The organism is Thermocatellispora tengchongensis, assembly GCF_014202315.1.
Lineage (GTDB): Bacteria > Actinomycetota > Actinomycetes > Streptosporangiales > Streptosporangiaceae > Thermocatellispora > Thermocatellispora tengchongensis.
Genome location: NZ_JACHGN010000043.1, coordinates 19,437 through 44,606, shown reverse-complemented (window position 1 = coordinate 44,606; position 25,170 = coordinate 19,437). Strand labels below are relative to the sequence as shown.

Sequence of the window (25,170 nt, the reverse complement as noted above, 5' to 3'; positions counted from 1 at the left end):
CGTTACTCGAAAGGATCACGCGATGGCCGTCGTCTTTTCACGACGCCGCGCTTGTGACCAGGTCAAACTCGTACACCACTTCCGTGGACGCAACCGGGGACGTCGTGCTACGGACGCATAGGGCTGGGGACGCCGGGGAGCTTGGGGAGCCCGGGAACTCCGGGAACTTCGGTAACTCCGGGAGGGCAGGGAGGACCGGAGAGGTCGGGGCGGGGCCGGGAAGGTTGGGAGGCCGGGGCGAGGCCCAGAGATTGGGAGGCTGTGGGGATAGGGGCGGCCATGGGGATGCGGGAGGTCGTGGGGATGCGGGAGGTGGGATGGGGGGAGGCCGGGAGGGCTGGAGAGGGTGTGTTGTGGAGGTTTGAGGGGGTGCGGAATGGTGTCACTTGATCTGGGGCGTTGGGTTCCTGGACGATCTCGACCGGGCCCGGTGCTGGTTCAGCGGGCGTACCACCGCGAGCGGGCGCGTGACCGGGTCATGGCTCGCATGAGCAGTTGTGCCGATATCGACCAGGGAGACCAGAGTTGATCATCCGTCCCTACCGGGCCGCTGATCGGGATGCCGTTCATGACATCTGCATCCGCACCGCGGACGCCGGCGAGGACGCCTCGGGCTCCTATGCCGATCCCGGCATCCTGCCCGAGATCTTCGCCCACCCCTACTGCCACCTCGAACCGGGGCTGGCGTTCGTGCTGGACGACGGTGGCCGGGCGGTCGGGTACGTGCTGGGCGCCGCGGACACCGCCGTGTTCGCGGCCAGGTTCCGGGACGAGTGGCTGCCGCTGGTCGGCGATCGTTACCCGCCGCCGTCGGGTCGGCCGGTGACTCCGGACGAGGCGATGGCGTACCTGCTGCACACTCCCGAACGCATGGTGCTGCCGGAGCTCGCTGGCTACCCCGCTCACCTGCATATCGACCTGCTGCCGGGATACCGGCGGGCCGGGCACGGACGGGCGCTCATCCGTACGTTCGTGGACGCCGTGAGCGCGCGCGGGGCTGTGGGGCTGCACGTCGGCATGGCGACCGCCAACCGTCGGGCGCGGATCTTCTACGACCGGCTGGGATTCCGGCCGCTCGATGTGGCGGACCCCGGCCCGGTCACCTATCTCGGCCTCCCCGTTCCCATGTCGGCGGCCGACTGAGCGGGGCTTCGGGGGGCACGCCTCGGCGGGGCCCGGGAATATCGTGGCGAGCCGGGTTGTCGGAAACAACGGTATGTGGGCGGCGTACTGACAGGTGTGATCAATGAGACACGCGTGGAAAGCGGCACCTATGCGGACATGCGCGCAATTGCTCGCGATATCACGCGGGGTCACTTGACGTCACACCAGTGGGAACCGACCCAGCAGTAGTACTAGCCCTCCAGCGAGGCGATGTAACTCATACCCATCGGTCACATCGTGCGTTGCACACGTATGATCTTGCGGCGCAGGCGCACATGACGGGTGCCGTCGGGATACAGTCGCAGGCGGTCGAGCTCCCAGTCGCCGTACTCGGCGTGCTCGGTCAGGAGTTGCCGTGCGGCCTCTCGGGTGGTGTCGCGCGGGATGTACACATTCAAGTAGGAGTAGTCGGGCACAGCGATTAGTCTCCGAGGGTGGGCTAGGCGACGGTGGCACTGACTCACCCCTATTCTGCGTCCTGGTGGGTGGACCGGGAAGGGATCGGGTAGCCCGTGGGGATGGGAGACCTGTGCGACGGGTTACCGTCAGGGGGATCGTAGAGAACAGCGAGGTAGGAAGCAGCGTGCCAGCCAATAACGGCAACGCCGGCGGGACCCGCCTGGTGATCGTCGAGTCGCCCGCGAAGGCGAAGACCATCGCCGGGTACCTGGGGCGCGGCTATATCGTCGAGTCCAGCATCGGCCACATCCGGGACCTCCCGGAGCGGGCCGATGACATCCCGGAGCGCTACAAGGCCCAGCCGTGGGCGCGCCTGGGCGTCAACGTCGACCACGAGTTCGAGCCGCTCTACGTGGTCAACGCCGACAAGAAGGCCCAGGTCTCCAAGCTCAAGCAGCTCCTGAAGGACGCCGACGAGCTCTACCTCGCGACCGACGAGGACCGCGAGGGCGAGGCCATCGCCTGGCACCTGCGCGAGGTGCTCAAGCCCAAGGTGCCGGTGCACCGCATGGTGTTCCACGAGATCACCCCGCAGGCGATCCGGGACGCCGTGTCCAACCCCCGCGAGCTGAACCTGCGGCTGGTGGACGCCCAGGAGACCCGGCGCATCCTGGACCGGCTCTACGGCTACGAGGTCAGCCCGGTGCTGTGGCGCAAGGTCAAGCCGCGCCTGTCGGCGGGCCGCGTGCAGTCGGTGGCTACCCGGCTGGTGGTGGAGCGCGAGCGCGAGCGCATGGCGTTCACGGTCGCCCACTACTGGGACCTGTCCGCGCTGTTCGACACCGGCAAGCGCGATGAGGACCCGCGCGCGTTCACCGCGGCGCTCACCGCGGTCGATGGCAAGCGGGTGGCGCAGGGCCGCGACTTCGCCGCGACCGGCCGGCTGAAGTCGGCCGATGTGCTGCACCTGGACGAGGCCGCGGCGGGCGCCCTGGCCGGGCGGCTGCGCGAGTCGTCGTTCCAGGTCAAGTCGGTGGAGCGCAAGCCCTACACGCGCAAGCCGTACGCCCCGTTCCGTACGACGACGCTGCAGCAGGAGGCCAGCCGCAAGCTGGGCTTCTCCTCCAAGTACACGATGCAGATCGCGCAGCGGCTGTACGAGAACGGCTACATCACCTACATGCGTACCGACAGCATCACGCTGTCCGAGACCGCCGTGGCCGCCGCCCGCAGCCAGGCGATCAAGCTGTACGGCGCCGCGTACGTGCCGGACAAGCCGCGCGTCTACACCAGCAAGGTGAAGAACGCCCAGGAGGCGCACGAGGCGATCCGCCCTTCCGGGGAGGAGTTCCGCACGCCCGGCGAGACCGGGCTGAGCGGTGACATGTTCCGCCTGTACGAGCTGATCTGGCAGCGCACGGTGGCCTCGCAGATGAAGGACGCGACCGGCGAGTCGGTCAGCGTCAAGGTCGAGGGCGTATCCAGCAGCGGCGAGCGGGCCGAGTTCAGCGCGTCCGGGCGCACGATCACGTTCTACGGCTTCCTGAAGGCGTACGTCGAGGGCGCCGACGACCCGGCGACCGACCGCGACGACTCCGAGAAGCGCCTGCCCAACCTGGCCGAGGGCGACCCGCTGACGGTCGGCGAGTTGAACGTGCTGGCCCACGCGACCAAGCCGCCGGCGCGCTACACCGAGGCGTCGCTGATCAAGGAGCTGGAGGACCGCGAGATCGGCCGGCCCTCCACCTACTCCAGCATCATCGGCACGATCCTCGACCGGGGCTACGTGTTCAAGAAGGGCACCGCGCTGGTGCCGTCCTTCCTGGCGTTCGCCGTGGTGAACCTGCTGGAGCAGCACTTCGGCAACCTGGTCGACTACGACTTCACCGCCGAGATGGAGAAGGTCCTCGACGACATCGCCAACGACCGGGCGGAGCGGGTGCCCGAGCTGCGCCGGTTCTACTTCGGCAACGGCGACGGCGACGAGGGCCTGAAGGAGATGGTCACCGACCTCGGCGAGATCGACGCCAAGGAGATCAGCTCCTTCCCGATCAAGGGCACCGACATCGTGATCCGGGTGGGCCGCTACGGGCCGTACCTCGACCGCGACGGCATGCGGGTCAACGTCCCGGAGGACCTGGCCCCCGACGAGCTGACCGCCGAGAAGGCCGAGGAGCTGTTCGCGCAGCCCAGCGGCGACCGCGAGCTCGGCCGCGACCCCGAGACCGGGCGGATCATCGTCGCCAAGTCGGGGCGGTTCGGCCCGTACGTCACCGAGATCCTGCCCGAGGAGCCCCCGGCCGAGGGCGCGAAGCGGACCAGGAAGAAGGACACGGCCAAGCCGCGTACCGAGTCGCTGTTCAAGTCGATGTCGCTGGACACCATCACGCTGGAGGACGCGCTGCGCCTGCTCTCGCTGCCGCGTACGCTCGGCGAGCTGGACGGCGAGGTCGTGACGGCACAGAACGGGCGCTTCGGGCCGTACGTGAAGAAGGGCACCGACTCGCGGTCGCTGGCGTCGGAGGAGGACCTGTTCACGGTCACCCTGGAGCAGGCCAAGGAGCTGTTCGCGCGGCCCAAGCAGCGGGGCAGGGGGCGGGCCGCCGCCGCGCCGCCGCTGCGTGAGCTGGGCGACGACCCCAACTCCAAGAAGCCGGTGGTGGTGAAGGAGGGCCGCTTCGGGCCGTACGTCACCGACGGCGAGACCAACGCCTCGCTGCGCAAGGGCGACACGGTCGAGGGCATCACGATCGAGCGGGCCGCCGAGCTGCTGGCCGAGCGGCGGGCCCGGGGCCCGGCCGCCAAGCGCACCACCACGCGGACGACGAAGGCGGCCACGACCGGCGCCGCGAAGTCCACCACGGCCAAGTCGGGCGCGGCCACGTCCGGTGCCGCCAAGTCGGCCACGGCCAAGGGCGGCGCCGCCAAGAGCGCCGGGGCCACGAAGGCGAGCAAGGCGGGCGCCAGGGCCGGCGCCGCCAAGGGGTGACCCGGGCCGAGGGTCGCTGAGAACGGTCTCAGGTCCTCCGGCGCACTCGTCCGGCGGCGCTCGTAGCATGACGGCGCAGCCCGGATGAGAGATGCCTGGAGTGATCGTGGGGTTCGTCGCGGTTCTCGTGCTCGCGGTCGTCGGCGCGCACTACTACGTGTGGCGCCGGCTCGTCCGCGCCACCACGGCGCGGGGGAGCCGCGCGCGCCGGTGGCTCACCTCGGCCGTGGTCGGGCTGGGCCTGCTGGTGCCGCTGACGCTGGTGGGCGCGCGGGCAGGCTGGGGCTACTGGCTGGCCTGGCCGGGGTACCTGTGGATGGCGACGCTGCTCTACCTCACCCTGTGGACGGCCGCCCTGGAGATCCCCCGCGGGGTCGCGAACCTGGTGCCGCGCCGCCGTCCCGCCCCCGCCGTACCGGTGGAGGCGCCGGTGGAAGCACCGGTGGAGGCGCCGGTGTCCGCGGAGGTCGAGGCGGCCGTCACAGTCCCCGCCACGCCCCCCGACGCGCCCGTGAGGGCCACGGGCGCCGTCTCGCCCGGCCCCGCCCCGGAGGCGGACGCGCCGGCCGGGGGTGAGCCCGCCCCCGGCCCCGCCCCGGAGGCGGACATGCCGAGCGACCCCGGCCCCGCACCCATCGGCAGGCGGCTGTTCATCGCCCGTACGGCCGCCGCCGTCGCGGGCGTCGGGGCGCTGGCCACCGTCGGCTACGGTGTGCGCACGGCGCTCGGCGACCCGGTGGTGGAGCTGGTCGAGGTGCCGCTGCCCAAGCTGGACGCCCGGATGGACGGCCTGCGGTTCGCGGTGGTGAGCGACATCCACCTCGGCCCGACCACCGGCCTGAACCACACGCGGCGCATCGTACGCATGATCAACAACATGCAGGCGGACGTGGTCGCGATCGTGGGCGACCTGATGGACGGGACCGTGGCCGAGCTGGGCGGGCTGGCCCGCCCGCTTCGCGACCTCGAATCCCGATATGGGGCGTATTTCGTGACGGGCAACCACGAGTACTTCACCCCCGGCGGCCCCAGCGAGTGGATCGAGGAGCTGCGCGAGCTGGGCGTACGCCCCCTGCTCAACGAGCGCGTCGAGATCGCCCACGGTGGGGCCGTGCTCGACCTGGCCGGAGTCAACGACCTCAACGGCGCGACGGCCGAGCGCGACGGCCGCCCGGAGAACGGGGGCCCCGACTTCGCCAGGGCGCTCGGGGGCCGTGACGCCGCGCGCCCGGTGGTGCTGCTGGCCCACCAGCCCGTGCAGGCGGCCGAGGCGGCGCGGCACGGCGTGGACCTCCAGCTCTCCGGGCACACCCACGGCGGCCAGATGTTCCCGGTCAACTTCATCGTGCCGGTGCAGCAGCCGATCGTGTCGGGCCTGGGCACCGTGGACGGCACGAAGGTGTACGTATCGCGCGGCGCGGGCTACTGGGGCCCGCCGGTACGCGTCGGCGCGCCCCCCGAGATCACCCTGCTCCGGCTGCGGGCGACGTGAGGCCGCGCATACCGGTTCGGTAGCCGGGGGCCCAAATCGCCGTCCGATTCCTGCGCCGTAGACCATCGGCGTACTAATCTCAGGCGACGAGCGGCAGATCCGGCCCGCTCGACATCAAACCCCCAGCCCAGTGAGCACCTGGATACGCTGACACTATGACGACCCCTGGCCGGGCCCCAACTCGCCGCAAAGCCCCCCACGTGCTGGCAAACGCCCCGTTTCGCCGGCTGTGGACGGCCATGTCGGTGTGCAGCCTCGGCGACTGGCTGAACATCGTCGCCCTCACCTCGCTGGCCGGCAACATCACCGCCGGCCAGGGCTACCAGGCGCAGAGCCTGGCCATCGGCGGCGTCTTCGTCGCCAAGATGCTGCCCGCGATCCTGCTCGGGCCGCTCGCCGGCGCGGTGGCCGACCGCTTCGACCGCCGCCTGACCATGGTCGTCGCCGACATCTGCCGCTTCTCGCTGGTGTTGTCGATCCCCCTGGTCTACAACTACCAGTGGGTGATCATAGCGACCTTCCTGGTCGAGTGCGTCAACCTGTTCTGGGTGCCGGCCAAGGACGCCACCGTCCCCAACCTGGTGCCCAAGGAGCGGCTGGAGGAGGCCAACCAGCTCAACCTGCTGGTCACCTACGGCACCGCGCCCATCGCCGCGGTGCTGTTCGCGGTGCTGGCGCTGCCCGCCGACATGCTGGGCGGCATGCTGCCGTTCCTCGACGGCGAGCCCACCCGGCTGGCCCTGGTCATCAACGCGCTGGTCTACCTGGTCTCCGCGTTCCTGATCTTCACCCTGCGCGGCATCCCGCGCAACCACACCGGCATCTCCACCCCCTCGGTGCTGAAGCAGATCGTCGAGGGCTGGCGGTTCGTCGGCGGCAACCGGGTGGTCCGCGGGCTGGTCATCGGGATGCTGGGCGCGTTCGCGGCGGGCGGGGCCGTGGTGGGCGTCGCCAAGATCTACGTCGAGGCGCTGCAGGGCGGCGACGCGGCGTACGGCACCGTGTTCGGCGCGGTCTTCGTCGGCATGGCGTTCGGCATGTTCTTCGGCCCCAGGCTGCTGCGCGAGCTGTCGCGGCGGCGGCTGTTCGGGCTGGCGCTGCTCGCCGCCGGACTGGTGCTGGCGGCCATCGCGCTGATCCACAACCTCGTCATCGTCGTGCTGCTCACCGTCCTGCTGGGCTCCTGCGCCGGCATCGCCTGGATCATCGGCTACACCCTGATCGGGCTGGAGGTCGAGGACGGCCTGCGCGGGCGTACCTTCTCCTTCCTGCAGTCGATGGCCCGCGTGGTGCTGCTCCTGGTCGTCGCGGTGGCCCCGACCCTGGCCGGCCTCTTCGGCGAGCACCCGATCCGGCTGGGCCCCGAGATGGAGTACCGCTTCGACGGCTCCAACCTGGTCATGCTGGTCGGCGCGGTGCTCGCGGTGGTCGTGGGCGGGCTCGCGCTGCGCCACATGGACGACCGGAAGGGCATCTCGCTCGCGGCCGACCTGCTCGCCGCCGTACGCGGCGAGCGCTACGTCCCCGACACCGGCGAGCAGTCCCGTGGCCTGTTCATCGCTTTCGAGGGCGGCGAGGGCTCGGGCAAGACCACCCAGTCGCGGCTGCTGGCGATCTGGCTGCGCGACCAGGGCTACGACGTGGTCCAGACCCGCGAGCCCGGCTCCACCAAGGTCGGCATGCGGCTGCGCGCCATCCTGCTCGACGCGGCCCACCAGGGCCTGTCCGCGCGCTCGGAGGCCCTGCTGTACGCCGCCGACCGCGCCGAGCACGTCGAGAAGGTGATCCGCCCCGCCCTCCACCGCGGCGCGACCGTGGTCAGCGACCGCTACGTCGACTCCTCCCTGGCCTACCAGGGCGCTGGACGGGCGCTCGACCAGTCCGACATCGCCAAGGTCAACGCCTGGGCCACCGGCGGCCTCACCCCCGACCTCACCGTGCTCATCGACGTGCCGCCGTCGGTGGGCCTGGCCCGGTTCGCGTCCCCCGCCGACCGCATCGAGTCGGAGCCGATCGAGTTCCACGAGCGCGTACGCCGCGAGTTCCGCGCCCTCGCCGCCGCCGACCCCGACCGCTACCTCGTCGTGGACGGCACCCAGGCCCAGGAGGAGGTCTCCCGGATCATCCAGGACCGCGTACGCGAGATCCTGCCCGACCCGATCCCGCACGACTCCGAGACCGCCACCGGCACCATCCCCGCCATCCGCGACTGAGGACCGCCGCCGCGGGGCTACCCTTAGCCGCGTGGGAGTCTTCGACGACCTGGTGGGCCAGGAACGGGCGGCGGCGCTGCTGAGCCGGGCCGCGTCCGCCGCGGCCGAGGCGGTGGCGGGCGGCCGGGGCGCGGGCATGACGCACGCCTGGCTGTTCACCGGCCCGCCCGGCTCGGGTCGCTCGGCCGCGGCCAAGGCGTTCGCCGCCGCGCTGCTCTGCCCCGACCAGGGCTGCGGCCACTGCGACCTGTGCCACCAGGTCGCCATCGGGTCCCACCCCGACCTGGAGTCCGTACGCCCCGAGGGCCTGTCCTACAGCGTCAAGCAGACCCGCGAGCTGATCCTGCGCGCGGCGGGGGCGCCCACCCTCGGCCGCTGGCGGATCGTGCTGTTCGAAGACGCCGACCGCGCCACCGAGGCCGCCGCCAACGCGCTGCTCAAGGCGATCGAGGAGCCGCCGCCGCGTACGGTGTGGCTGCTGTGCACGCCGTCCCCCGACGACCTCGTCATCACCATCCGCTCCCGGTGCCGGGTGGTCACCCTGGCCACCCCGTCCACCGCCGCGGTCGCCCACGTGCTGGCCACCCGCGACGGCGTGCCGCCCGACCTCGCCGAGTTCGCCGCCAGGGCCGCCCAGGGCCACATCGGCCGCGCCCGCAGGCTCGCCCTGGACGAGGAGGCCCGCCGCCGCCGCGAGGCCGTGCTGTCCATCCCCGCCTCCCTCACCGGCGTCGGCGAGTGCGTCACCGCCGCCGAGCGCCTGGTCAAGACCGCCGAGGAGGAGGCCGCGTCCGCCACCGCCGAGCTGAACGAGACCGAGACCGCCGAGCTGCGCAAGGTCTACGGCGAGGGCTCCTCCGGCAAGGGCCTGAACAAGGGCCTGGTACGCGGCGGCGCCGGCGCCCTCAAGGAGCTGGAGGACAAGCAGAAGAGCCGGGCGACCAGGATCAAACGCGACTCTCTCGACGTCGCCCTGCTCGACCTGGTCGTCTTCTACCGCGACGTGCTGGCCGTGCAGCTCGGGGCGTACGACATCGAGCTGGCCAACCAGGACCGCCGCGCCGACCTCGACCGTATCGCCCGCGCCTCCACCCCCGAGCAGACCCTGCGCCGCGTCGACGCCATCATGCAGTGCCGCGAACGCCTGGCGGCCAACGTCAACCCGCAGATCGCGGTCGAGGCGATGACCATGGCCCTGCGCAGCCCGTCCTGACGCGCCGCCCGCGGCCACGTAGGGTGGGTGACGTACACGCGAGTGAGGAGGCGGGCGCCACCCCATGGGCATGATCATGGCCGTGAGCTTCACCCGGTACGGGCGGCTGTACTACCTCGACCCAGGCGGCCACAGCCCCAAGGTCGGCGACAAGGTCCTGGTGCCCACCGACTCGGGCCCCGAGGTCGCCGAGTGCGTCTGGGCCCCCCAATGGGTCAGCGAGGACATCGACGGCCTGCCCGTCTGCGCCGGCATCGCCACCGAGGAACACCTCACCCGCGACGAGTCCAACCGCCGCCGCCGCGCCGAGGCCCGCAGCGTCTCCAAGCGCCTGATCAAACGGCACGACCTGCCCATGAAGGTCGTCGGCGTCGACTACCTCGACGCCGACAACGTCTACACCGTCTACTTCTCCGCCCCCCACCGCGTAGACTTCCGCGCCCTGGTCCGCGACCTCGCCCGCAACCTCCGCGCCCGCGTGGAACTCCGCCAGATCGGCCCCCGCGACGAGGCCCGCCTCCAGGGCGGCATCGGCCCCTGCGGCCGCGACCTGTGCTGCGCCACCTTCCTGAAGGACTTCGAACCGGTCTCGGTCCGCATGGCCAAGGACCAGGACCTCCCGGTCAACCCCCTCCGCATCGCGGGCGCCTGCGGCCGCCTGATGTGCTGCCTCAAATACGAGCACCCGCTGTACCAGGAATTCCGGGCCGGCGCGCCCAGGATCGGCCTGTCCGTGGACACCCCGGAGGGCCCGGGGACGGTGATCGGGCACAACGTGCCGTCCGACTCGGTGGTGGTCCGGCTCAACGACGGCGGACGCCGCTGTGCGTGCTCCAAGGCGAGCGTGTGCTCGCCCCGCAAGCAGCACGACGCGATGTACGGCGCTGGGAGCGAAGACCCGGCGTGAGCGGCGGCCTCGGCGGCGTCGGGGTCAGCCGGGCGAGCCGTTGGTCCTGTGCTGATCGATCAGCTTGATGTCGTCGCGGTCCTTCTGGCGATCGAGTGTGCGCTTCCAGCGGACGACGTCGTGGAGCGACTCGTATCGGAGGCCGTCGATGAGATCGGAACGCGAGATGAGCTCGTCCACCGTCCCCAGTTCGGGGAACCATCCGTTGAAGATCTCGATCTCGCCGTCGAACAGCAGGACCCTGTCAACGCCGGTCCAGAAGGGCGCGGGTTCGGGCGGGGCGAACGTCGTGGCCTTCTGCCAGGCTCGTCCGCGGGCCACCACGTCCAGGTCGCCCAGTCCGTTCTTGATCCCGTGCGCGAAAAGCGGGCCGCTGCCTGCGATGACATAGTCCTCTGCGGGAAGGTCCAGTGACAGGAGCTTCCTGATCAGCGGGTTGTCCTTGGGCTGCATCGGCATCCTTCCTTGTCTCCGCGGTAGACGTGCACCACGAGCGGCTTGTCCACCCGTGCCCGTCACAGGTCCGAGGTGCGGGCATAGGATGCAACAGGTATGCGACCGGACAGTCAATCCGAGAACGTGCCGCCGCGCTCCGGCGCTGCGGCCGGGTCCGGCGCTGTGCGTGCTCCGGGGGGAGCGTGTGCGGACCACGCCGGGCGTACGAGGCGGCCCACGAGGATGCGTTCGATGACCCGTACGAGGACGGCCGCCCGGCTCGCGCTCGCCGCGGCCCTGGCCACGACCCTGACCGCCACCGCTTGCACCGGGGCGCAGCCGGGCGCCCTGTCGCCGTCGGCGCCGGCGACGACGACGGCGGCCGGAGGGGAGACCGCGCCGCCTGGGCTGGAGGCGTACTACACCCAGAAGCTCGCCTGGTCCGGCTGTGGCGACGGGTTCGAGTGCGCGCGGCTGGAGGTGCCGCTCGACTATGACGAGCCCGAGGGCGAGCGGATGAAGCTGAGCGTCATCCGCCTGCCCGCGACCGGTGATCGGATCGGCTCCATCGTCCTCAACCCGGGCGGGCCGGGGGGTTCGGGGGTCGGTTACGCCCGTGCCGCCACCTCGGTGCTGACGGCGGGCGTACGGGCGCGGTTCGACACGGTGGGCTTCGATCCGCGCGGGGTGGGGGAGTCCACGCCGGCGATCCGCTGTCTGACGACGAGCAAGCTGGACGCGTACGTGGGGCTGGACAACACGCCCGACACCCCCGGCGAGCGCACCGCGCTGGAGGAGGGGTCGCGCCGCTTCGCCTCCGGCTGCGACGCCGACTCGGGCAAGCTGCTCCCGCACGTCGGCACCGTCGATGCCGCCCGCGACATGGACATCCTGCGCGCCGCGCTGGGCGACAAGGGCCTGACGTACCTGGGCAAGTCGTACGGGACCTTCCTGGGCGCGATGTACGCCGACCTGTTCCCCACCAGGGTGCGCGCGCTGGTCCTCGACGGCGCCGTGGACCCCTCGCTCTCGCCGGTCGAGCTGAACGAGACCCAGGCCGAGGGCTTCGAGGTGGCGCTGCGCTCGTTCTTGCAGGACTGCTTCAACGACGCCGCCTGTCCCTTCAGCAGCCGTGACGTGGACGGCGCCATCGAGGAGCTCCGGTCGCTCCTCCAGCGCGCCGACCGCGAGCCCCTGCGCAACGGCCTGGGCGACGGCCGCCGCATCACCGAGGCGTGGGTGACGCTCGGCATCATCGCCCCCCTGTACGACCGCCGCTCCTGGCCGGTGCTCCGGCAGGCCCTGAGCCATGCGTTCAACGGCGACGGCACCACCCTGCTCCGCCTGGCCGACCTCCTCATCGACCGCCGCCAGGACGGCACCTACTCCAACCAGACCGAGGCCAACATGGCCATCAACTGCGTGGACAACGTCTACCCGCGCACGCCCGACACGTACGAGAAGGCCGCCGAGCAGGCCGAGAAGGAGGCCCCGCTGTTCGGCGCCCCGGTCATGTGGGGCAGCCTCCCGTGCGCGTTCTGGCCGGTCCCGTCCACCCGCGACGTGAAAACCCCGCTGGACGCCCAGGGCGCCCCGCCCATCGTCGTCGTCGGCACCGAACGCGACCCCGCCACCCCCTACCGCTGGGCCGAGGCGCTGGCCGAGGAACTCTCCTCCGGCGTCCTGCTCGGCTTCGACGGCGACGGCCACACGGCCTACATGACCGGCTCCACCTGCGTGGACAAGGCCGTGGACGACTACCTCATCAACCTCAAGCCCCCGGCCGACGGCACCCGCTGCCCGAAGGTGAACTGAATCCCAGGCGCGAGAACCGCCGGACTACCTGTAGAATCGTCCTGCCACGTGCGCCGCATGTGGCCTGCCGCCTTAGCTCAGTCGGCCAGAGCGACGCACTCGTAATGCGTAGGTCAAGGGTTCGATTCCCTTAGGCGGCTCCACCAGCGAGAACGCCCCGGATCAAGATCCGGGGCGTTTTGCTGTCCCGCCGGCCTCCCGTGCTCGCGCGCGTCGTTCACCCCGGTGCCAGGAAGGTCAGGTCGCAGTCGTACTGGGCGCTCAGCCGCTGGACGCGGGGGGCTGAGGGGAGAGGCCCGAGGTGATCCCTGAGAATGCGCCTGACGTCGGCGGGGTCGGCGGAGAGGGTGTGGACCACGCGGGACGAGCGGATCAGGGGGACGTCCTCGGCGGGCCAGTCGCTGGGGAAGGTGCCCACTCCGTCGCACAGGAGGGCGAGGGCGGTCAGGGCCGCTTCGAGGACGGTCGTCTGGGTGAGGAAATTGCTGAGGCCGAGGAAGACGTGCCTGCGGTCGGCGCCGGACATCGGCCTGGCCAGGGTGTCCAGTTCCGAGAGGCAGGCCAGGATCTCGGCGTCGTGGCCGTGGGCGGCGGTGAGGCCGAGGGGGACGGCGATGTACGTGAGCCACCGGAAGGCGGCCGGGTCGCGGTTCCGGTGCCAGACGTCCAAGGACAGGTCGCAGGCGGCGAGTGCGCAACCGGGGGCCGACTCGCGGACGGCGCGGTTGGCGACGTTGAAGGCGGCGCGGGCGATCTGCTGCGGGTAGGCCGGATCGAGGGCGGACGTCAGCAGGTTCAGGGCGCTGCGGCAGTCGGGCTCCAGGGGCATGGCGCTGATGAGGGCCTCGTGGACGTGGCCGCCGGCGTCGCCGTGGTGCCCACGGCTCAGCTCGACGAGCTCACGGATCGCGGCACGGCCGCGTACGACCTCGTTCTGCTGCTGGGCGAACACCAGGTAGTTGGTGTACGCCTTCCCCTGGTTCTCCAAGCCGGCGATGGCGGCGAATCCGGTCAGCTCCGCGGATTCGCGGGTCAGGGCGAGAGCGCGGTCGGCCGCGGGCCAGTCGCCTGCCTGGCAGAACTTCGTGACCAGGTTGAAGAGAAGTTCGGAGTAGCTTCCGGCGGTGAGGAGGGAGAGCGATTCCCGGACGGTGAGCAGGCGGGCCGCCTCCGCCTCCGCGAAGGCCAGCGCGACGTCGCCGGACTCGGCGTATTGGCCGGCGGACTCGATGAGAATGGGCAGCCCCGTGAAGAACGGCGATGGCGACGACAGGTCGAATTCCTCGACCATCGCGGCGATGAGGCGGGGCAGCCCCTGGTGCTCCGGGTAGTGCAGCATGCAGCGCAGCGCGAACTCGTTCGCGAGCGGATTGAGGCGGAACGCCGCGGCCACGACGCGATGCCCCAGATCCTCGGTGGACTCCGCATCCGGTGCTCGCGCGATCAGGTCCAGGGTGAACAGCTCGCCGATCGGGCCGGGTTCGAGCGGGGCCAGGCCGGGCGCGTCGGTTCCGGTGAAGGCGTGGTTGCGGGCGACGAGCTCGCGCCACCCGGCCGGTTCGAGCTCGGGCAGCAGGCCACTGTGCGGGAGCGCGTCGGAGGTGTCCCTGGTGATGCACGCGTACGCCAGTGCGGCCTCGTCCAGGTCGGTCATGTCCTGCCAGTACGACATCCGGTTGCGCCGCAGCACATAGCGGCCGATCAGCGCAGCGTCCCAGGCGCGCTGACCGGGCCCGGCCAGGGCGGCCAGCATCGTGTGGAGGGGCGATCCGGCGGAGGCGGGCGCCGCGGTGCCGCCGGGCACGTCCCGCGCCAGCCGGGCGGCATCGCCGGCGTCGAGCTCGCCCAGCTCGATGGCCGGCCCGGCGGCGGTGTCGGCGAAGAAGACGTCCCAGTCGGTCGGTTCGATCTTCAGCAGGGACTCTATCCTGGCGGCCTTCTCCCGGGCGAGGAGAAGGACGCGTACGCGGTCGGTCAGTTCGTCCGAGCGGGCGGAGAGCACGCGGACGATCTCCCGCACCGTGTCCTTGCGGTACTCGATCTCGTCCACGACGATCAGGGTCGGGCGGGCCGGGAGCCAGGACGACCAGGCGAACGGGACGTCCGGGATGAGGAAACCGGCGTGCCAGCCGTCGGCGGCGGCTTCCAGGCACAGTTCAAGGGCGAGCCTGCTCTTGCCCATGCCGCCGGCGCCGGAGAGCAGTTGCCAGCGGAACGGTGAATCCGAGGAGAGGAAGTCGCGTAACCGCCGTAGTTCCGGTTCGCGGCCCACGAGGGCCGTGGCTCGGGCGCGGAAGTTCAGGACGACCGCCGGGGTGGGACGGGTGAGTTTGGCTTCCAGGGGCGGGCCGCGTTCCTCTGGGGGCCGGTCCGGGAGGAGCCGGACGAGAGGGCGGGTGGCGTTCTCCGCCGTGAGCAGGTCGCGGAACGCGGGGCTGTCGGTGAGCGCTTCGAGCGGCTCGGCGTCGAGCTGGTCCACGCCGAGTGAGACCAGGTGTTCGCGGACCACGCCGACCAGGGCCGTATGGGCGAAGACGGCCGCGCCCGAGATGCCGGACCACGGGGAGGCGTGCGTGCCGGTGAACCGCGGTGTGGGCCCCTGGATGTAGAGCTTCAGACGGCCGCTCTTGATGTTGGCGCCCGCCGCGATGGTGCCGGTGAGCTCGACGGAGTCGCGTACCGACGCCGACTCGGCCGCCCGTGGCCAGCCGATCAACGCGAACCGCACCCCGCCCTCGGGCGGCAGGACGCCGAAGCGGACGGGGGCGACCCGCGGCCAGCCGTGGGTGTCGGCCAGGCGCAGCACCGCCAGGTCGGCCTCGTCGCGCAGGTCGAGGACGAGGGCCGCGGAGGCGGTGCGGGCGCCGCCGAAGCCGCGTACGGCACAACCGGCCGCGCGGCCGGCCCGCCCGAACAGGTGGGCACTGGTCAGCACGAGGCCGGTGGTGATGCGATAACCGGTCCCATACCCTTTGCGGGTGCGGCCGTCCGGCTCGGTGAGGTCGAGGAGGATCTCCACCACGCGGTCGGGCTGCGCGCTCATCGGCTACCCCGGATGGCCGTCTACGTCGTCTCCGGTGAGCACCGGCTCGTCGGCCGCGGTCTTCGGGTCGAGGCGCAGGCGCACGGTGTGTGTCAGGGAGCGGGACGTCGTCGCCTTGCCGTCGATCGAGGCGATCCAGAAACGTACGCCGCCGCCCGCCTCCAGGTCGCGCTGGACCACGACCTGGAATTCGAGTTCGACCGGCCCGAGGAGAAACCGGAGATCCTGGTCGCGTCCCTCGGCGACGGCCGCGGACAACTGCCGACGTAATGCGCGAATAGCGTCATCAATGCCGATATTGTCCACATTTACCTCTCTCCGTGGAGCGACCACACACCATTACGGCAGACCCCGGCCGGACGGAGCAAGACCTGCGCCGCGGTCCTCCTCGCGGGCCACCGACGACCGCTCCCACGGCTGGGGGCACAACTCGCAGTGGAGCACCGACTTCCGCCGCGACCACCTGGCCGACGGCCGGCTGCACTACAACGTGGAGGCGGCGCTGCGCCCGGATGACCGGGAAGAGGAGGACCTCGATCCGGCGTCGATGATCGAGCTGGTCCGGCATCGGTGCAGCACCGTCGTCGATCACGGCGGCGACCTGTACCCGTACCGGCATCACCACGTGGAACCGGCGCCCGCCTGCTGCCCCAGGCTCCCGTCCGACTCCGGACGGTGAAATCAGGTGAAGCCGCGCAGTTAACGCGCTGATCGACGTAATCTCCCCTCAAGCGAATCGTGCGGGGGCGCGGGACATCGATTGCGGAGGTCTGATCGCGCATGCCACACAGCCGCGTGTACGAGGTGCTGGATAAGGCGATACGCCGTCCCTCGCCCTTCGCCGCAGAAAGCGGCCGGCCGATCCTGATCTTCACCGGCGAACCCCAACTGGCCGGGCAGGCGGTGGAGACGGCGAGCAGGTTCCAGAGGCGGGCGCCGCATGCGGAGATCGATACCCAAGCCGCGTGCTTCTCGGACGTCACGGCGATCGTGAAGTCGCTGGCGGAAAACCTGGGGACCTGGGCCAGGGGCACGCTGCTCCCGCCTCCCCGCTTCCCGCTGACCCGATTCGTCCTTTGGGCTTGGCACGCACGCACCATTCCGGGCCATGTACCGGACCGCAACGCCTACCGGCAGTCCCTGTCCGAATGGCGAAGGACGGAGGCGCGCACCGGGGCGGCCCTGCGGCGCTGGGCCGACTACGTCGGCAGGACCATGACCGCCTGGCTGCCGGCCACCGGGGTGGCCGCGTTCGGGCTGCAGACTCTGATGGACGGCGTCAACCTGGTGCTCTGGCTGGTCAGCCCGGTCGTGGCCGTCATCTGCGCTTTGCTGCACGCGACGATGTTGGTCCGAGGCTGGATCTTCTACCGGTGGTTCCGCAAGGCGCCCTTTTTGAAGCGTGAGAAAGGCGAAGACCTCATCACTTATGCGATGCGCTTCAGGGGGCCTAAGGAGACCGAGGCCGAGCGGCAGGAGCAGGTCGAGCGACTGATGGTCACCGCGCTGCTGGAGGACCTCCGCCAGGCGTACCGGCGGCGCCTGATGCCCTGGCCCGGCTGGGGCCGCCACACCTATCCCGTGGTGAGGCTCAAGAACGCCGAGCCCGGTACCGCGGGCCGCCGGTTCGTGGAACTGGTGGACGAGGTCAGGGTCAGCACGGGACAGCGGGGCCCACTGCTGCTGGTCGTCTCCACGACGGAGCCGCCCATCGGGCATCGCGCCGAACTCGACACCCAAGGCGCGGCGACACTGGTCAAGATCTACGAGGCATGGCAGAAGATGGTGTGCCGGGTCGAGCCGAGCCCGTACCTCGTGATCAAGATTCACGAGGGCGACCTGCAACCGGGGGCCGACGGGATGGCACGGTTGTTTCCCGCTCGCCCCCTGATCTACTGGGCGGTGGTGCTGACGCTCGTGGCCGCGCCGATAACGGGGACCTTGTTGGTCAGTGTGGGGTGCGGTTCCGGACTGCACAGAGTGGCCGAGCAGTGCGTGGGCCTGGGATCGCTGGACAAGATGGAACTGCACGCGTACGTCGATCCGGTGGTGAAGCGGATAGAAGAGCAGAACGCCCAGATCCCGTTCGGCTCCAAGGTGTACACGATCGCCTACCTCGGCCCGCTGACGACGCAGCCCGGCTCACGATTCAAGGACGGCCAGATGACGGCGGTGGCGGGCGAGCTGGTCGGGATCGGCGCCTATCAGGACAGCTACAACAAGAGCAAATCCGAATGGAAGATGAAGGTCATCTTCGCCAACACCGGCCAGGACTTCGTGAGCGCCGAGCTCGCGGCCACCAGCATCGCGGAACGTGCGGGGGAGGACTCGTCGCTGGCGGCTGCCGTGGGGTTCGCCTGGAGCCGCGAAGAGGTCAGACGGGCGGTGGGGGTGCTGACGAGGGCGAACGTGCCGATGGTCAGCACGGTCACCACCGTGGACAAGATCGCGCACCTGAAGGGGAAGGAGAAGGGGCAGGAGGGCCCGCGGTCGGCCTACCTGTTCCGGCTCGCCGTCGTGGACAGCCTGCAGATGAAGGCCACGGTCCACTGGCTCGACACCCTCGGGCTCGCGCAGGGCGTGAGCAAAAGGCCCAAGGTGGCCGTCGTCTGGCAGAAGCAGCAAGGCGAGCTGTACAGCCGCGACCTGAAGGATCTGTTCTGGAAGGAGTACGAAGGGGAGAAGACGGAGCACGGTTTCACCGACGACGCCTCGCTCCATGCGGCGGTTGAGGACGCCTGCGTGTCGGGCGCGAAGGTGATCTACTACACGGGCAGGGCCGACTTCCTCGGCAGCCTCAAGAGCGCATGGGGTGCCGAATGTGAATCGCGGGGGGTCAAGCTGCTCGCGTCGGACGACGTCACCGGGGCGATCGCCAACGACGTGCGCGCCAAACCGGACAAACACGATGTGAGCATGTCCTTCGTATCGCTGACCGATGTCCGCGACACTTCTCTCAACCAGGGTCAGAAGACCTTGCAGCAGTGGGCGGCCGGCATGTCGTCCCCCATCTCCTTCGCGCACGCCGCGTTCGGCTACGACGCGGCCCAGGCCGTCGGCATCGCCTCGAAGGACTACGTCACGCAGAGCGGCACCGGCGGCATTCGCAGCGGCGTCCACTACAACCTGCGCGGCCAGGAGTTCGACGGCGCGACCGGCAAGGTGTACTTCTCCGCGGACGCCACCGACCACGACGCCCAGGGTCGCGAGGTGTGGCTCATGACCGTCGAGTCGGGCAAGCCGATCCAGGCGATACGGGTCTGCCGGCCCACCACCAAAGCGGCCGCCTGCGAGCCGCCGCCCGAGTGAGGCACGGGTCATGGCCCCTTTCCGGCGGCGACGTCGAGGAGGACGTCGGCGTGGCACGGCTGGTCCGGTCTGCACCAGCAGGCCAGGTCGTGGCCGGCGAGTTCGCGGCGGGCGGCGGCCACGAGGTCGGGGTGGTCGCGCAGGTGCAGGCGGTACAGCTCCATCATCTCGGCGCGGTCGTGCACCTTGCCGCCGCAGGCGCGGCACGCCTTGTCCACGGCGTGCGGGTTGGCGTACGGCGAGCGTTTCAGGCCGGGGGCGGCCCGGCCGACGTAGATCGCCCCCTCTGGGACGTGGCCGTGGTATCGGTCTCCTTCCACCCGGACTCGGTGCGGCATCGGTTCCTCCCTCCGGACCTCATGGAGGGGCTACCCGATCCGGACGACGTGCTTGCCGCGGACGCCGCCCTCCTCCAGCGCGCGGTGGGCCTTGGCGATGTCGGCGAGCGGGAAGACGGTGTCCACGACGGGCCGTACGGCGCCGCTCTCCACGTACGCCGTGAGGTCGGCGAGGAGCGGGTGGGTGGGATTGCCGCTGAAGAAGCGGACGCGGCGGGAGCCGAACACCGCCGAGGCGGCGATGTACGCCAGCGACGCCAACTGGCGCTCGGGGTCGAAGCTGACCGACACCATGCGCCCGCCGGGGGCGAGGAGCCTTCGGTACGCGCCCAGGCCGGGGCCGGGGGCGGTGTTCAGGATGACGTCGAAGCGGCCCAGGTCGGCGGGGGTGGTCACCCTGTGGTCGTAGACCTCCTCGGCGCCCAGTTCGCGGACGAAGTCCAGGTTCGCGGCCCCGGCCAGGCCGGTGACGCGGGCGCCGTACGCCCGGCCGAGCTGGACGGCCACGCTGCCGACGCCGCCGCTCGCGCCGCGTACGAGCAGGCGCTCGCCGGGGCGCAGGCGGGCCTTGTCACGCAGGGCGGTGATCGCGGTGGTGCCGACGCCGGGGAGGGCCGCGGCCTGGACCAGGTCGAGGCCGGCCGGGGCGAGGGCCAGACGGCGGGGGCGTACGACGACGTACTCGGCGGCGCTGCCGAAGGCGTACCCCAGCATCCCCCACACCCGGGTGCCCGGCGCGAGGGCGGTCATGGGGGAGCCCAGGGCCTCGACCTCGCCGGCGAAGTCGAGGCCGGTGCGCTTGGGGAAGCCGCCCGCCGTCGCGTACCGGGCGCCTCCCCTGCGGGCGAGCAGTTCGCCGCCGTTCACGCTGGTGGCGTGCACGCGGACCAGGACCTCGCCGGGGCCGGGGACCGGCTTGGGCAGCCTGCCCTCGTACAGGACCTCCGGGGGGCCGTACCGGTCGTACAGGGCTGCGCGCATCTCGTTGCTCATGGACGTCACGCTAGCCGGATAAGTGGAGGGCGTCGTCCGCTTAGGTTAATGTGAGAGTCATGGGCGAAGGTTCCTCTCGGATCGAGCTGCGCGCCGACGCGCGGCACAACCGGGAGCTCATTCTGCGCGCGGCGCGCGAGGCGTTCGCCGCGCGCGGGCTCGACGTGCCGATGGCGGCCATCGCGCGCCGGGCCGGCCTGGGCGTCGCCACGCTCTACCGGCGGTTCCCGACGCGTGAGTCGCTGGTCATGGAGGTGTTCGCGGACCAGTTCGCGGAGTGCTTCTCGGTCCTGGACGACGCGCTGACCGACCCCGACCCCTGGCGCGGCTTCCGCACCGCCGTGGAGAAGGTGTGCGCGATGCAGGTCGCCGACCGGGGGTTCACCGCCGCGTTCCTGACCGCCTTCCCCGGGGCGATCGACTACGAGCGGCGGCGCGTGGAGGCCGAGCGGGCCCTGGCCGAGCTGACGCGCCGGGCCAAGGAGGCCGGGCGGCTGCGGCCCGACTTCGAGCACGCCGACCTCGTGCTGATGCTTCTGGCCAACAACGCCGTCGTGGCCGAGGCGGGCGAGGCGGCCCCGGTCGCCTCGCAGCGGCTCGTGGCGTACTTCCTGCACTCCTTCCGGGCCGAGGGCGCCGCCTCGCTGCCGCCCGCTCCTCCGCTCAGCCTGCACCACGTCCACCGCATCCCCTGAGCTGTGCACCATGCACTGATGGTGAGACCGTGCTGTGCCGATCGCATCGTGACGTGACGCAGGCCGGTTCCTAGCCTCGGAGCACTACCTGAGCGCCGGAACCTCTGGGCGCTCTTGGTCCTCGGAGGCATCCATGGCATCTTCCTCCCTCGGCACCGACGACTACGCGATATCCCGGGTTCCCGCCCAGGCCCGTTACTCCTGGGTCTCCGTCGCCGTGCAGCGGTTCGGGCAGGTCTCGGCGCTCACCCAGTTCCTGCTCGGCGCCACCCTCGGGTTCGGCATGAGCTTCTGGGGCGCCTTCTGGGCGCTCACGTTCGGCGCGGTCATCCTCGAAGTGGTGGCGATCGTGCTCGGCGTGATCGGCATGCGGGAAGGGCTGACGACCTCGACGCTCGCCCGCTGGTGCGGGTTCGGGCAGGCCGGGTCGGCGGTGATCGGGCTGGCGATCGGGATCAGCCTGGTCGGCTGGTTCGGCATCCAGTCGGCGGTGTCGGCCGAGGGCCTGCACGCACTGCTCCCGGCGCTGCCGGTGTGGGCGTGGGCGCTGCTGTTCGGCCTCGCGGTGACCGCGATCGTCGTCGGGGGCTTCCACTCGATGGCGTGGACGGCGTACCTCACCGTCCCGGCCTTCGTGCTGCTCGTCGCCTGGTCGGTGGGGAGCGAGCTGGCGAACCACTCGCTGGGCGAACTCGTCGCCTCCGCCCCGGCCGGGCCGCAGCTCTCGCTGCTGGAGGGGACGACCCTGGTCGCCGGCGGGTTCATCGTGGGCGCCGTGATCACTCCGGACATGACCAGGTACAACCGGTCGGTGGCCGACGTGGTCAAGCAGACCGTGCTGGGCATCACGCTCGGCGAGTACGTGATCGGCCTGGTCGGCGTGCTCCTCGCGCACGCGGTGCAGTCGGCCGACATCATCACGATCGTCACCTCCACCGTCGGCTGGGTGGGGGTGCTGGTCATCATCGTGGGCACCCTGAAGATCAACGACTGGAACCTGTACTCCTCCGGGCTGGGCCTGGTGAACTTCGTCGGCACCGTCTTCGGGCGGCAGGTCAACCGCGGCCTGGTCACCCTGCTCATCGGCGTGGCGGGCAGCGTGCTGGCCGCGGCGGGCATCCTGAACAGCTTCACCGGCTTCCTCACCCTGCTCGGGGTCACCTTCCCACCGATCGCCGGCATCATGATCGCGGAGTACTTCGTGGTCCGCACCTGGCGCCGCGACCTGGACGCGAGCAGGGCGGACGGCTCGGTGCCGGCGCGGGCGCCGCGCTGGGTCCCGGCGACCCTGGTGATCTGGCTGGTCGCCAGCGTCGTCGGCCAGTACGTGACCTGGGGCCTGCCCAGCATCAACTCCCTGGTCCTCGCCTTCCTCCTGTACGTCGTGGCGGGCAAGGCCGGCCTGATCCGGGGGTATGGCGTCGCCGAGAGCGCCGACGGCGAGCGGGCGGCAGCCGCGTCCGCGACGACCTCCTGAAGTTCCTGGAAGGACCTGTTCATCTATGCGGATCGGAATCGACGTCGGCGGCACCAACACCGACGCGGTGCTCATGGAGGGGCGCAGCGTGCTGGCCGCGGTCAAGACCGCGACCACGCGCGATGTGACCAGCGGGATCACCACCGCGCTCGCCGAGCTGAAGCGGCAGCGGGCGTTCGACCCGGTGGCGGTGCAGGCGGTGATGATCGGCACCACCCACTTCATCAACGCCCTGGTGGAGGCCGACCGGCTGGCGCCGACCGCCGCGGTGCGCCTCGGCCTGCCCGCCACCGCGTCCCTGCCGCCGATGGTGGACTGGCCGGAGCGGCTGGTCCGGGCCATCTCCGGGCGGGCGTACCTGTGCCACGGGGGCCACGAGTTCGACGGGCGGCACATCGCCGAGCTGCGCGAGGACGAGATCCTGCGGGTGGCCGAGGACCTGGACCGGCACGGCATCCGCAGCGTCGCGATCTCCAGCGTGTTCTCCCCGGTCAACGCGGAGTTCGAGCAGCGCGCGGCCGAGATCCTCACCGCCCGGCTTCCCGGCCTGGCCGTGTCGCTGTCGGCCGAGGTGGGCCGGATGGGGCTGCTGGAGCGGGAGAACGCGACCATCGTCAACGCCTCGCTGCGCGAGCTGGCCGGCCGGATCGTGGACGGCCTGGCCGGCTCGCTGGAGGGCGCGGGCATCCGCGCGCCGCTCTACCTGAGCCAGAACGACGGCACGCTGATGGACGTGGACTTCGCCCGGCGCTACCCGGTCGCCACCTTCGCCTCCGGGCCGACCAACTCGATGCGCGGCGCGGCCTTCCTGTCGGGGCTGGAGACCTGCGCGGTGGTGGACGTCGGCGGCACGACCAGCGACATCGGCGTCCTGCGGAACGGCTTCCCGCGCGAGGCCACGACGGAGGTGAGCGTGGCGGGCATCCGCACCAACTTCCGGATGCCGGACGTGCTCAGCCTGGGCATCGGCGGCGGCAGCAGGGTACGCGAGGGCGCCGAGGTCACGGTCGGGCCCGACTCGGTCGGGTACCGGCTGGCCGAGGAGGCGCTGGTGTTCGGCGGGTCCACGCTGACCGCCACCGACGTGGCGGTGGCCGCGGGCCGGGCCGAGATCGGCGACCCCGGGCTGGTGCGCGGGCTGGACCGGTCACTGGTGGAGGCGGCGCTGCGCCGGATCGCGGGCGACATCGCCGAGGCCATCGAGCGCGTCCGCACCTCTCCGGACCCGCTGCCCGTGGTGGCGGTGGGCGGCGGGTCGGTGCTGCTGCCGGACGAGCTCGGCGACTCGGGCGCGGTGCACCGGCCGCGGCACTTCGCGGTGGCCAACGCCATCGGTGCGGCCATCGCGCAGATCGGCGGCGTGGTGGACCGGATCTTCCCGGTGGAGCCGGGGCAGCGGCGGGCCGTGCTGGACGAGGCCAAGCAGGAGGCCGTGGACAAGGCCGTCGCCGCGGGGGCCAAGCCGGGCAGCGTACAGGTGGTCGAGGTGGACGAGGTGCCGCTGGCGTACCTGCCGGGCAACGCCACCCGCATCAGGGTCAAGGCGGTCGGGGATCTGCAGATGGAGGCAGGGCGTGACTGAGGGGTTCATCGAGGAGCGCGATCTGGACGATGTCGCCGTCGGCGCGGCGATCCTGGGCACCGGCGGGGGCGGCGACCCGCACATCGGGCGGTTGCTCGCGCACGCCGCCGTACGCGCCCACGGCCCGGTACGGATGGTCGGCCTGGACACCCTGCCCGACGACGCGGTGACGGCGATGGTCGCCATGATGGGCGCGCCGACCGTGATGCTGGAGAAGCTGCCCTCCGCCGAGCAGGCGGCGCACGCCGTACGGGCGCTGGCCTCCTACCTGGGCAAGACCGTCACGCACCTGGTGTGCGCCGAGGCCGGCGGGGTGAACGCGCTGGTCCCGGTGGTCGCCGCCGCCGAGCTGGGGCTGCCGCTCGTGGACGCCGACGCGATGGGCCGCGCCTTCCCCGAGCTGCAGATGGTCCTGCCCACCATGTACGGCATCACCGCCACTCCGATGTCGATCGCCGACGAGAAGGGCAACCGCGGCATCTTCGACACCACGGACAACAAGTGGGCCGAACGCCTGGCCCGCTCGGCCACCATCGACATGGGCTGCTCCGCGATGATCAGCCTGTTCTCGATGAGCGGGGCGCAGGCGCGCGAGTCGCTGGTGCCGGGCACGCTCTCCCTGTGCGCCGAGCTGGGCCGCCTGGTACGCCAGGCGCGCGCCGCGCACCGCGACCCGGTCGCGGCGGTGGTGGACCGGCTGGGCGGCGCCGAGCTGTTCCGCGGCAAGGTCGTGGACGTCGGCCGGCGCACCGAGGGCGGGTTCGCCCGCGGCGAGGCCACGCTGGACGGGTTCGACGGCCACACGGGGGAGCGGTTCCTGCTGCGCTTCCAGAACGAGCACCTGGTCGCCGTGCGCGACGGCGCCGTCGTGGCCAGCGTCCCCGACCTGATCTGCGTGCTGGACGTCGAGGCCGGCACCGCGATCACCACCGAGACCCTGCGGTACGGCCAGCGGGTGCGGGTCATCGCGGCCCCGTGCGACCCGCGCTGGCACCGGCCGGAGGGGATCGACCTGGTCGGGCCCCGGTACTTCGGCTACGACCACGACCCGGTGCGCGTCGCCGCGGGGGCGATGGCGTGAGCGACACGAACGGGCACGGGCCGGC

19 protein-coding genes and 1 tRNA gene are annotated in these 25,170 nt (G+C 71.3%); 14 read left to right on the top strand and 6 right to left on the bottom strand.

From position 1 onward, the window contains the following. Positions 1-525: 525 nt before the first annotated feature. Positions 526-1,143, top strand: a complete 618-nt coding sequence (locus HNP84_RS50105) for a GNAT family N-acetyltransferase (RefSeq protein ID WP_246519636.1) — start codon at positions 526-528, stop codon at positions 1,141-1,143. 251 nt (positions 1,144-1,394) lie between these two features. On the opposite strand, the gene HNP84_RS50100 is transcribed toward HNP84_RS50105, so the two are convergent. Then, the gene (locus HNP84_RS50100; protein WP_185057238.1) at positions 1,395-1,580 is read right to left on the bottom strand and encodes a DUF5703 family protein; all 186 of its coding nucleotides are present in this window, start codon (positions 1,578-1,580) and stop codon (positions 1,395-1,397) included. Positions 1,581-1,747: 167 nt separating this feature from the next. Between HNP84_RS50100 and topA the strand changes: the two genes are divergently transcribed. From topA to HNP84_RS50075, 5 genes are all read left to right on the top strand, one after another. Beyond that, entirely contained in the window at positions 1,748-4,552 is a 2,805-nt protein-coding gene (topA, locus tag HNP84_RS50095; RefSeq protein ID WP_185057237.1) for a type I DNA topoisomerase, read from the top strand. A 91-nt stretch (positions 4,553-4,643) separates the two neighbouring features. Continuing rightward, positions 4,644-6,044, top strand: coding sequence for a metallophosphoesterase (locus tag HNP84_RS50090; protein ID WP_185057236.1), 1,401 nt, complete (start codon positions 4,644-4,646; stop codon positions 6,042-6,044). 155 nt (positions 6,045-6,199) lie between these two features. Beyond that, complete coding sequence (gene tmk, locus HNP84_RS50085; protein ID WP_185057235.1) at positions 6,200-8,257, top strand: dTMP kinase; 2,058 nt, start codon at positions 6,200-6,202, stop codon at positions 8,255-8,257. A 31-nt stretch (positions 8,258-8,288) separates the two neighbouring features. Then, positions 8,289-9,470 carry a DNA polymerase III subunit delta' gene (locus HNP84_RS50080; RefSeq protein WP_185057234.1) on the top strand — a complete coding sequence of 394 codons (1,182 nt, stop codon included), beginning with the start codon at positions 8,289-8,291 and terminating at the stop codon, positions 9,468-9,470. A 70-nt stretch (positions 9,471-9,540) separates the two neighbouring features. Beyond that, on the top strand, positions 9,541-10,377 hold the full coding sequence (locus HNP84_RS50075) for a PSP1 domain-containing protein (protein WP_185057241.1): 837 nt from the start codon (positions 9,541-9,543) through the stop codon (positions 10,375-10,377). A 24-nt stretch (positions 10,378-10,401) separates the two neighbouring features. Here the strand turns inward: HNP84_RS50075 and HNP84_RS50070 are convergent, their stop codons facing one another. Further along, positions 10,402-10,830 (bottom strand): hypothetical protein, encoded by a 429-nt coding sequence (locus HNP84_RS50070; RefSeq protein ID WP_185057233.1) that lies wholly within the window; start codon positions 10,828-10,830, stop codon positions 10,402-10,404. 234 nt (positions 10,831-11,064) lie between these two features. On the opposite strand from HNP84_RS50070, the gene HNP84_RS50065 reads away from it, so the two are divergent. Next, positions 11,065-12,627, top strand: a complete 1,563-nt coding sequence (locus HNP84_RS50065; RefSeq protein WP_185057232.1) for an alpha/beta hydrolase — start codon at positions 11,065-11,067, stop codon at positions 12,625-12,627. Between the two features lie 66 nt (positions 12,628-12,693). Beyond that, positions 12,694-12,770, top strand: a tRNA-Thr gene (locus tag HNP84_RS50060). Positions 12,771-12,844: 74 nt separating this feature from the next. Here the strand turns inward: HNP84_RS50060 and HNP84_RS50055 are convergent. Both HNP84_RS50055 and HNP84_RS50050 read right to left on the bottom strand, forming a co-directional pair. Next, entirely contained in the window at positions 12,845-15,670 is a 2,826-nt protein-coding gene (locus HNP84_RS50055; RefSeq protein ID WP_185057231.1) for a serine protease, read from the bottom strand. Between the two features lie 3 nt (positions 15,671-15,673). Continuing rightward, positions 15,674-15,976, bottom strand: coding sequence for a trypco2 family protein (locus HNP84_RS50050; protein WP_185057230.1), 303 nt, complete (start codon positions 15,974-15,976; stop codon positions 15,674-15,676). Here HNP84_RS50050 and HNP84_RS50045 point away from each other — a divergent pair. Both HNP84_RS50045 and HNP84_RS50040 read left to right on the top strand, forming a co-directional pair. After that, the gene (locus tag HNP84_RS50045; RefSeq protein WP_185057229.1) at positions 15,969-16,349 is read left to right on the top strand and encodes a hypothetical protein; all 381 of its coding nucleotides are present in this window, start codon (positions 15,969-15,971) and stop codon (positions 16,347-16,349) included. The genes HNP84_RS50050 and HNP84_RS50045 overlap by 8 nt on opposite strands. Before the next feature lie 116 nt (positions 16,350-16,465). Next, on the top strand, positions 16,466-18,979 hold the full coding sequence (locus tag HNP84_RS50040) for an ABC transporter substrate-binding protein (RefSeq protein ID WP_185057228.1): 2,514 nt from the start codon (positions 16,466-16,468) through the stop codon (positions 18,977-18,979). Between the two features lie 8 nt (positions 18,980-18,987). On the opposite strand, the gene HNP84_RS50035 is transcribed toward HNP84_RS50040, so the two are convergent. Both HNP84_RS50035 and HNP84_RS50030 read right to left on the bottom strand, forming a co-directional pair. After that, a complete protein-coding gene (locus tag HNP84_RS50035; RefSeq protein WP_185057227.1) occupies positions 18,988-19,317 on the bottom strand; it encodes a DUF4326 domain-containing protein in 330 nt (109 codons plus the stop codon). 30 nt (positions 19,318-19,347) lie between these two features. Beyond that, on the bottom strand, positions 19,348-20,310 hold the full coding sequence (locus tag HNP84_RS50030) for an NAD(P)-dependent alcohol dehydrogenase (protein ID WP_246519635.1): 963 nt from the start codon (positions 20,308-20,310) through the stop codon (positions 19,348-19,350). A 59-nt stretch (positions 20,311-20,369) separates the two neighbouring features. Here HNP84_RS50030 and HNP84_RS50025 point away from each other — a divergent pair, with 59 nt between their 5' ends. The 4 genes from HNP84_RS50025 to HNP84_RS50010 all read left to right on the top strand — a co-directional run bounded on the left by HNP84_RS50025 (position 20,370) and on the right by HNP84_RS50010 (position 25,145). Beyond that, positions 20,370-21,005 carry a TetR/AcrR family transcriptional regulator gene (locus HNP84_RS50025; protein WP_185057226.1) on the top strand — a complete coding sequence of 212 codons (636 nt, stop codon included), beginning with the start codon at positions 20,370-20,372 and terminating at the stop codon, positions 21,003-21,005. Between the two features lie 133 nt (positions 21,006-21,138). Continuing rightward, positions 21,139-22,482, top strand: coding sequence for a purine-cytosine permease family protein (locus HNP84_RS50020; RefSeq protein WP_185057225.1), 1,344 nt, complete (start codon positions 21,139-21,141; stop codon positions 22,480-22,482). Between the two features lie 25 nt (positions 22,483-22,507). After that, the gene (locus HNP84_RS50015) at positions 22,508-24,064 is read left to right on the top strand and encodes a hydantoinase/oxoprolinase N-terminal domain-containing protein (protein ID WP_185057224.1); all 1,557 of its coding nucleotides are present in this window, start codon (positions 22,508-22,510) and stop codon (positions 24,062-24,064) included. Then, positions 24,057-25,145: an S-methyl thiohydantoin desulfurase family protein gene (locus HNP84_RS50010; protein WP_185057223.1), complete on the top strand. Its 1,089-nt coding sequence runs from the start codon at positions 24,057-24,059 to the stop codon at positions 25,143-25,145. Before HNP84_RS50015 ends, HNP84_RS50010 begins: the two co-directional genes overlap by 8 nt. The last annotated feature ends 25 nt before the right edge of the window (positions 25,146-25,170 follow it).

Bases quoted from the DNA above. Each gene is read 5' to 3' on its own strand.
- HNP84_RS50035 (WP_185057227.1), bottom strand. From the start codon at position 19,317: ATGCCGCACCGAGTCCGGGTGGAAGGAGACCGATACCACGGCCACGTC.
- HNP84_RS50070 (WP_185057233.1), bottom strand. From the start codon at position 10,830: ATGCAGCCCAAGGACAACCCGCTGATCAGGAAGCTCCTGTCACTGGAC.
- tmk (WP_185057235.1), top strand. From the start codon at position 6,200: ATGACGACCCCTGGCCGGGCCCCAACTCGCCGCAAAGCCCCCCACGTG.
- HNP84_RS50030 (WP_246519635.1), bottom strand. From the start codon at position 20,310: ATGAGCAACGAGATGCGCGCAGCCCTGTACGACCGGTACGGCCCCCCG.
- HNP84_RS50025 (WP_185057226.1), top strand. From the start codon at position 20,370: ATGGGCGAAGGTTCCTCTCGGATCGAGCTGCGCGCCGACGCGCGGCAC.
- HNP84_RS50020 (WP_185057225.1), top strand. From the start codon at position 21,139: ATGGCATCTTCCTCCCTCGGCACCGACGACTACGCGATATCCCGGGTT.
- HNP84_RS50055 (WP_185057231.1), bottom strand. From the start codon at position 15,670: ATGAGCGCGCAGCCCGACCGCGTGGTGGAGATCCTCCTCGACCTCACC.
- HNP84_RS50075 (WP_185057241.1), top strand. From the start codon at position 9,541: ATGATCATGGCCGTGAGCTTCACCCGGTACGGGCGGCTGTACTACCTC.
- HNP84_RS50015 (WP_185057224.1), top strand. From the start codon at position 22,508: ATGCGGATCGGAATCGACGTCGGCGGCACCAACACCGACGCGGTGCTC.
- HNP84_RS50090 (WP_185057236.1), top strand. From the start codon at position 4,644: ATGCCTGGAGTGATCGTGGGGTTCGTCGCGGTTCTCGTGCTCGCGGTC.
- HNP84_RS50065 (WP_185057232.1), top strand. From the start codon at position 11,065: ATGACCCGTACGAGGACGGCCGCCCGGCTCGCGCTCGCCGCGGCCCTG.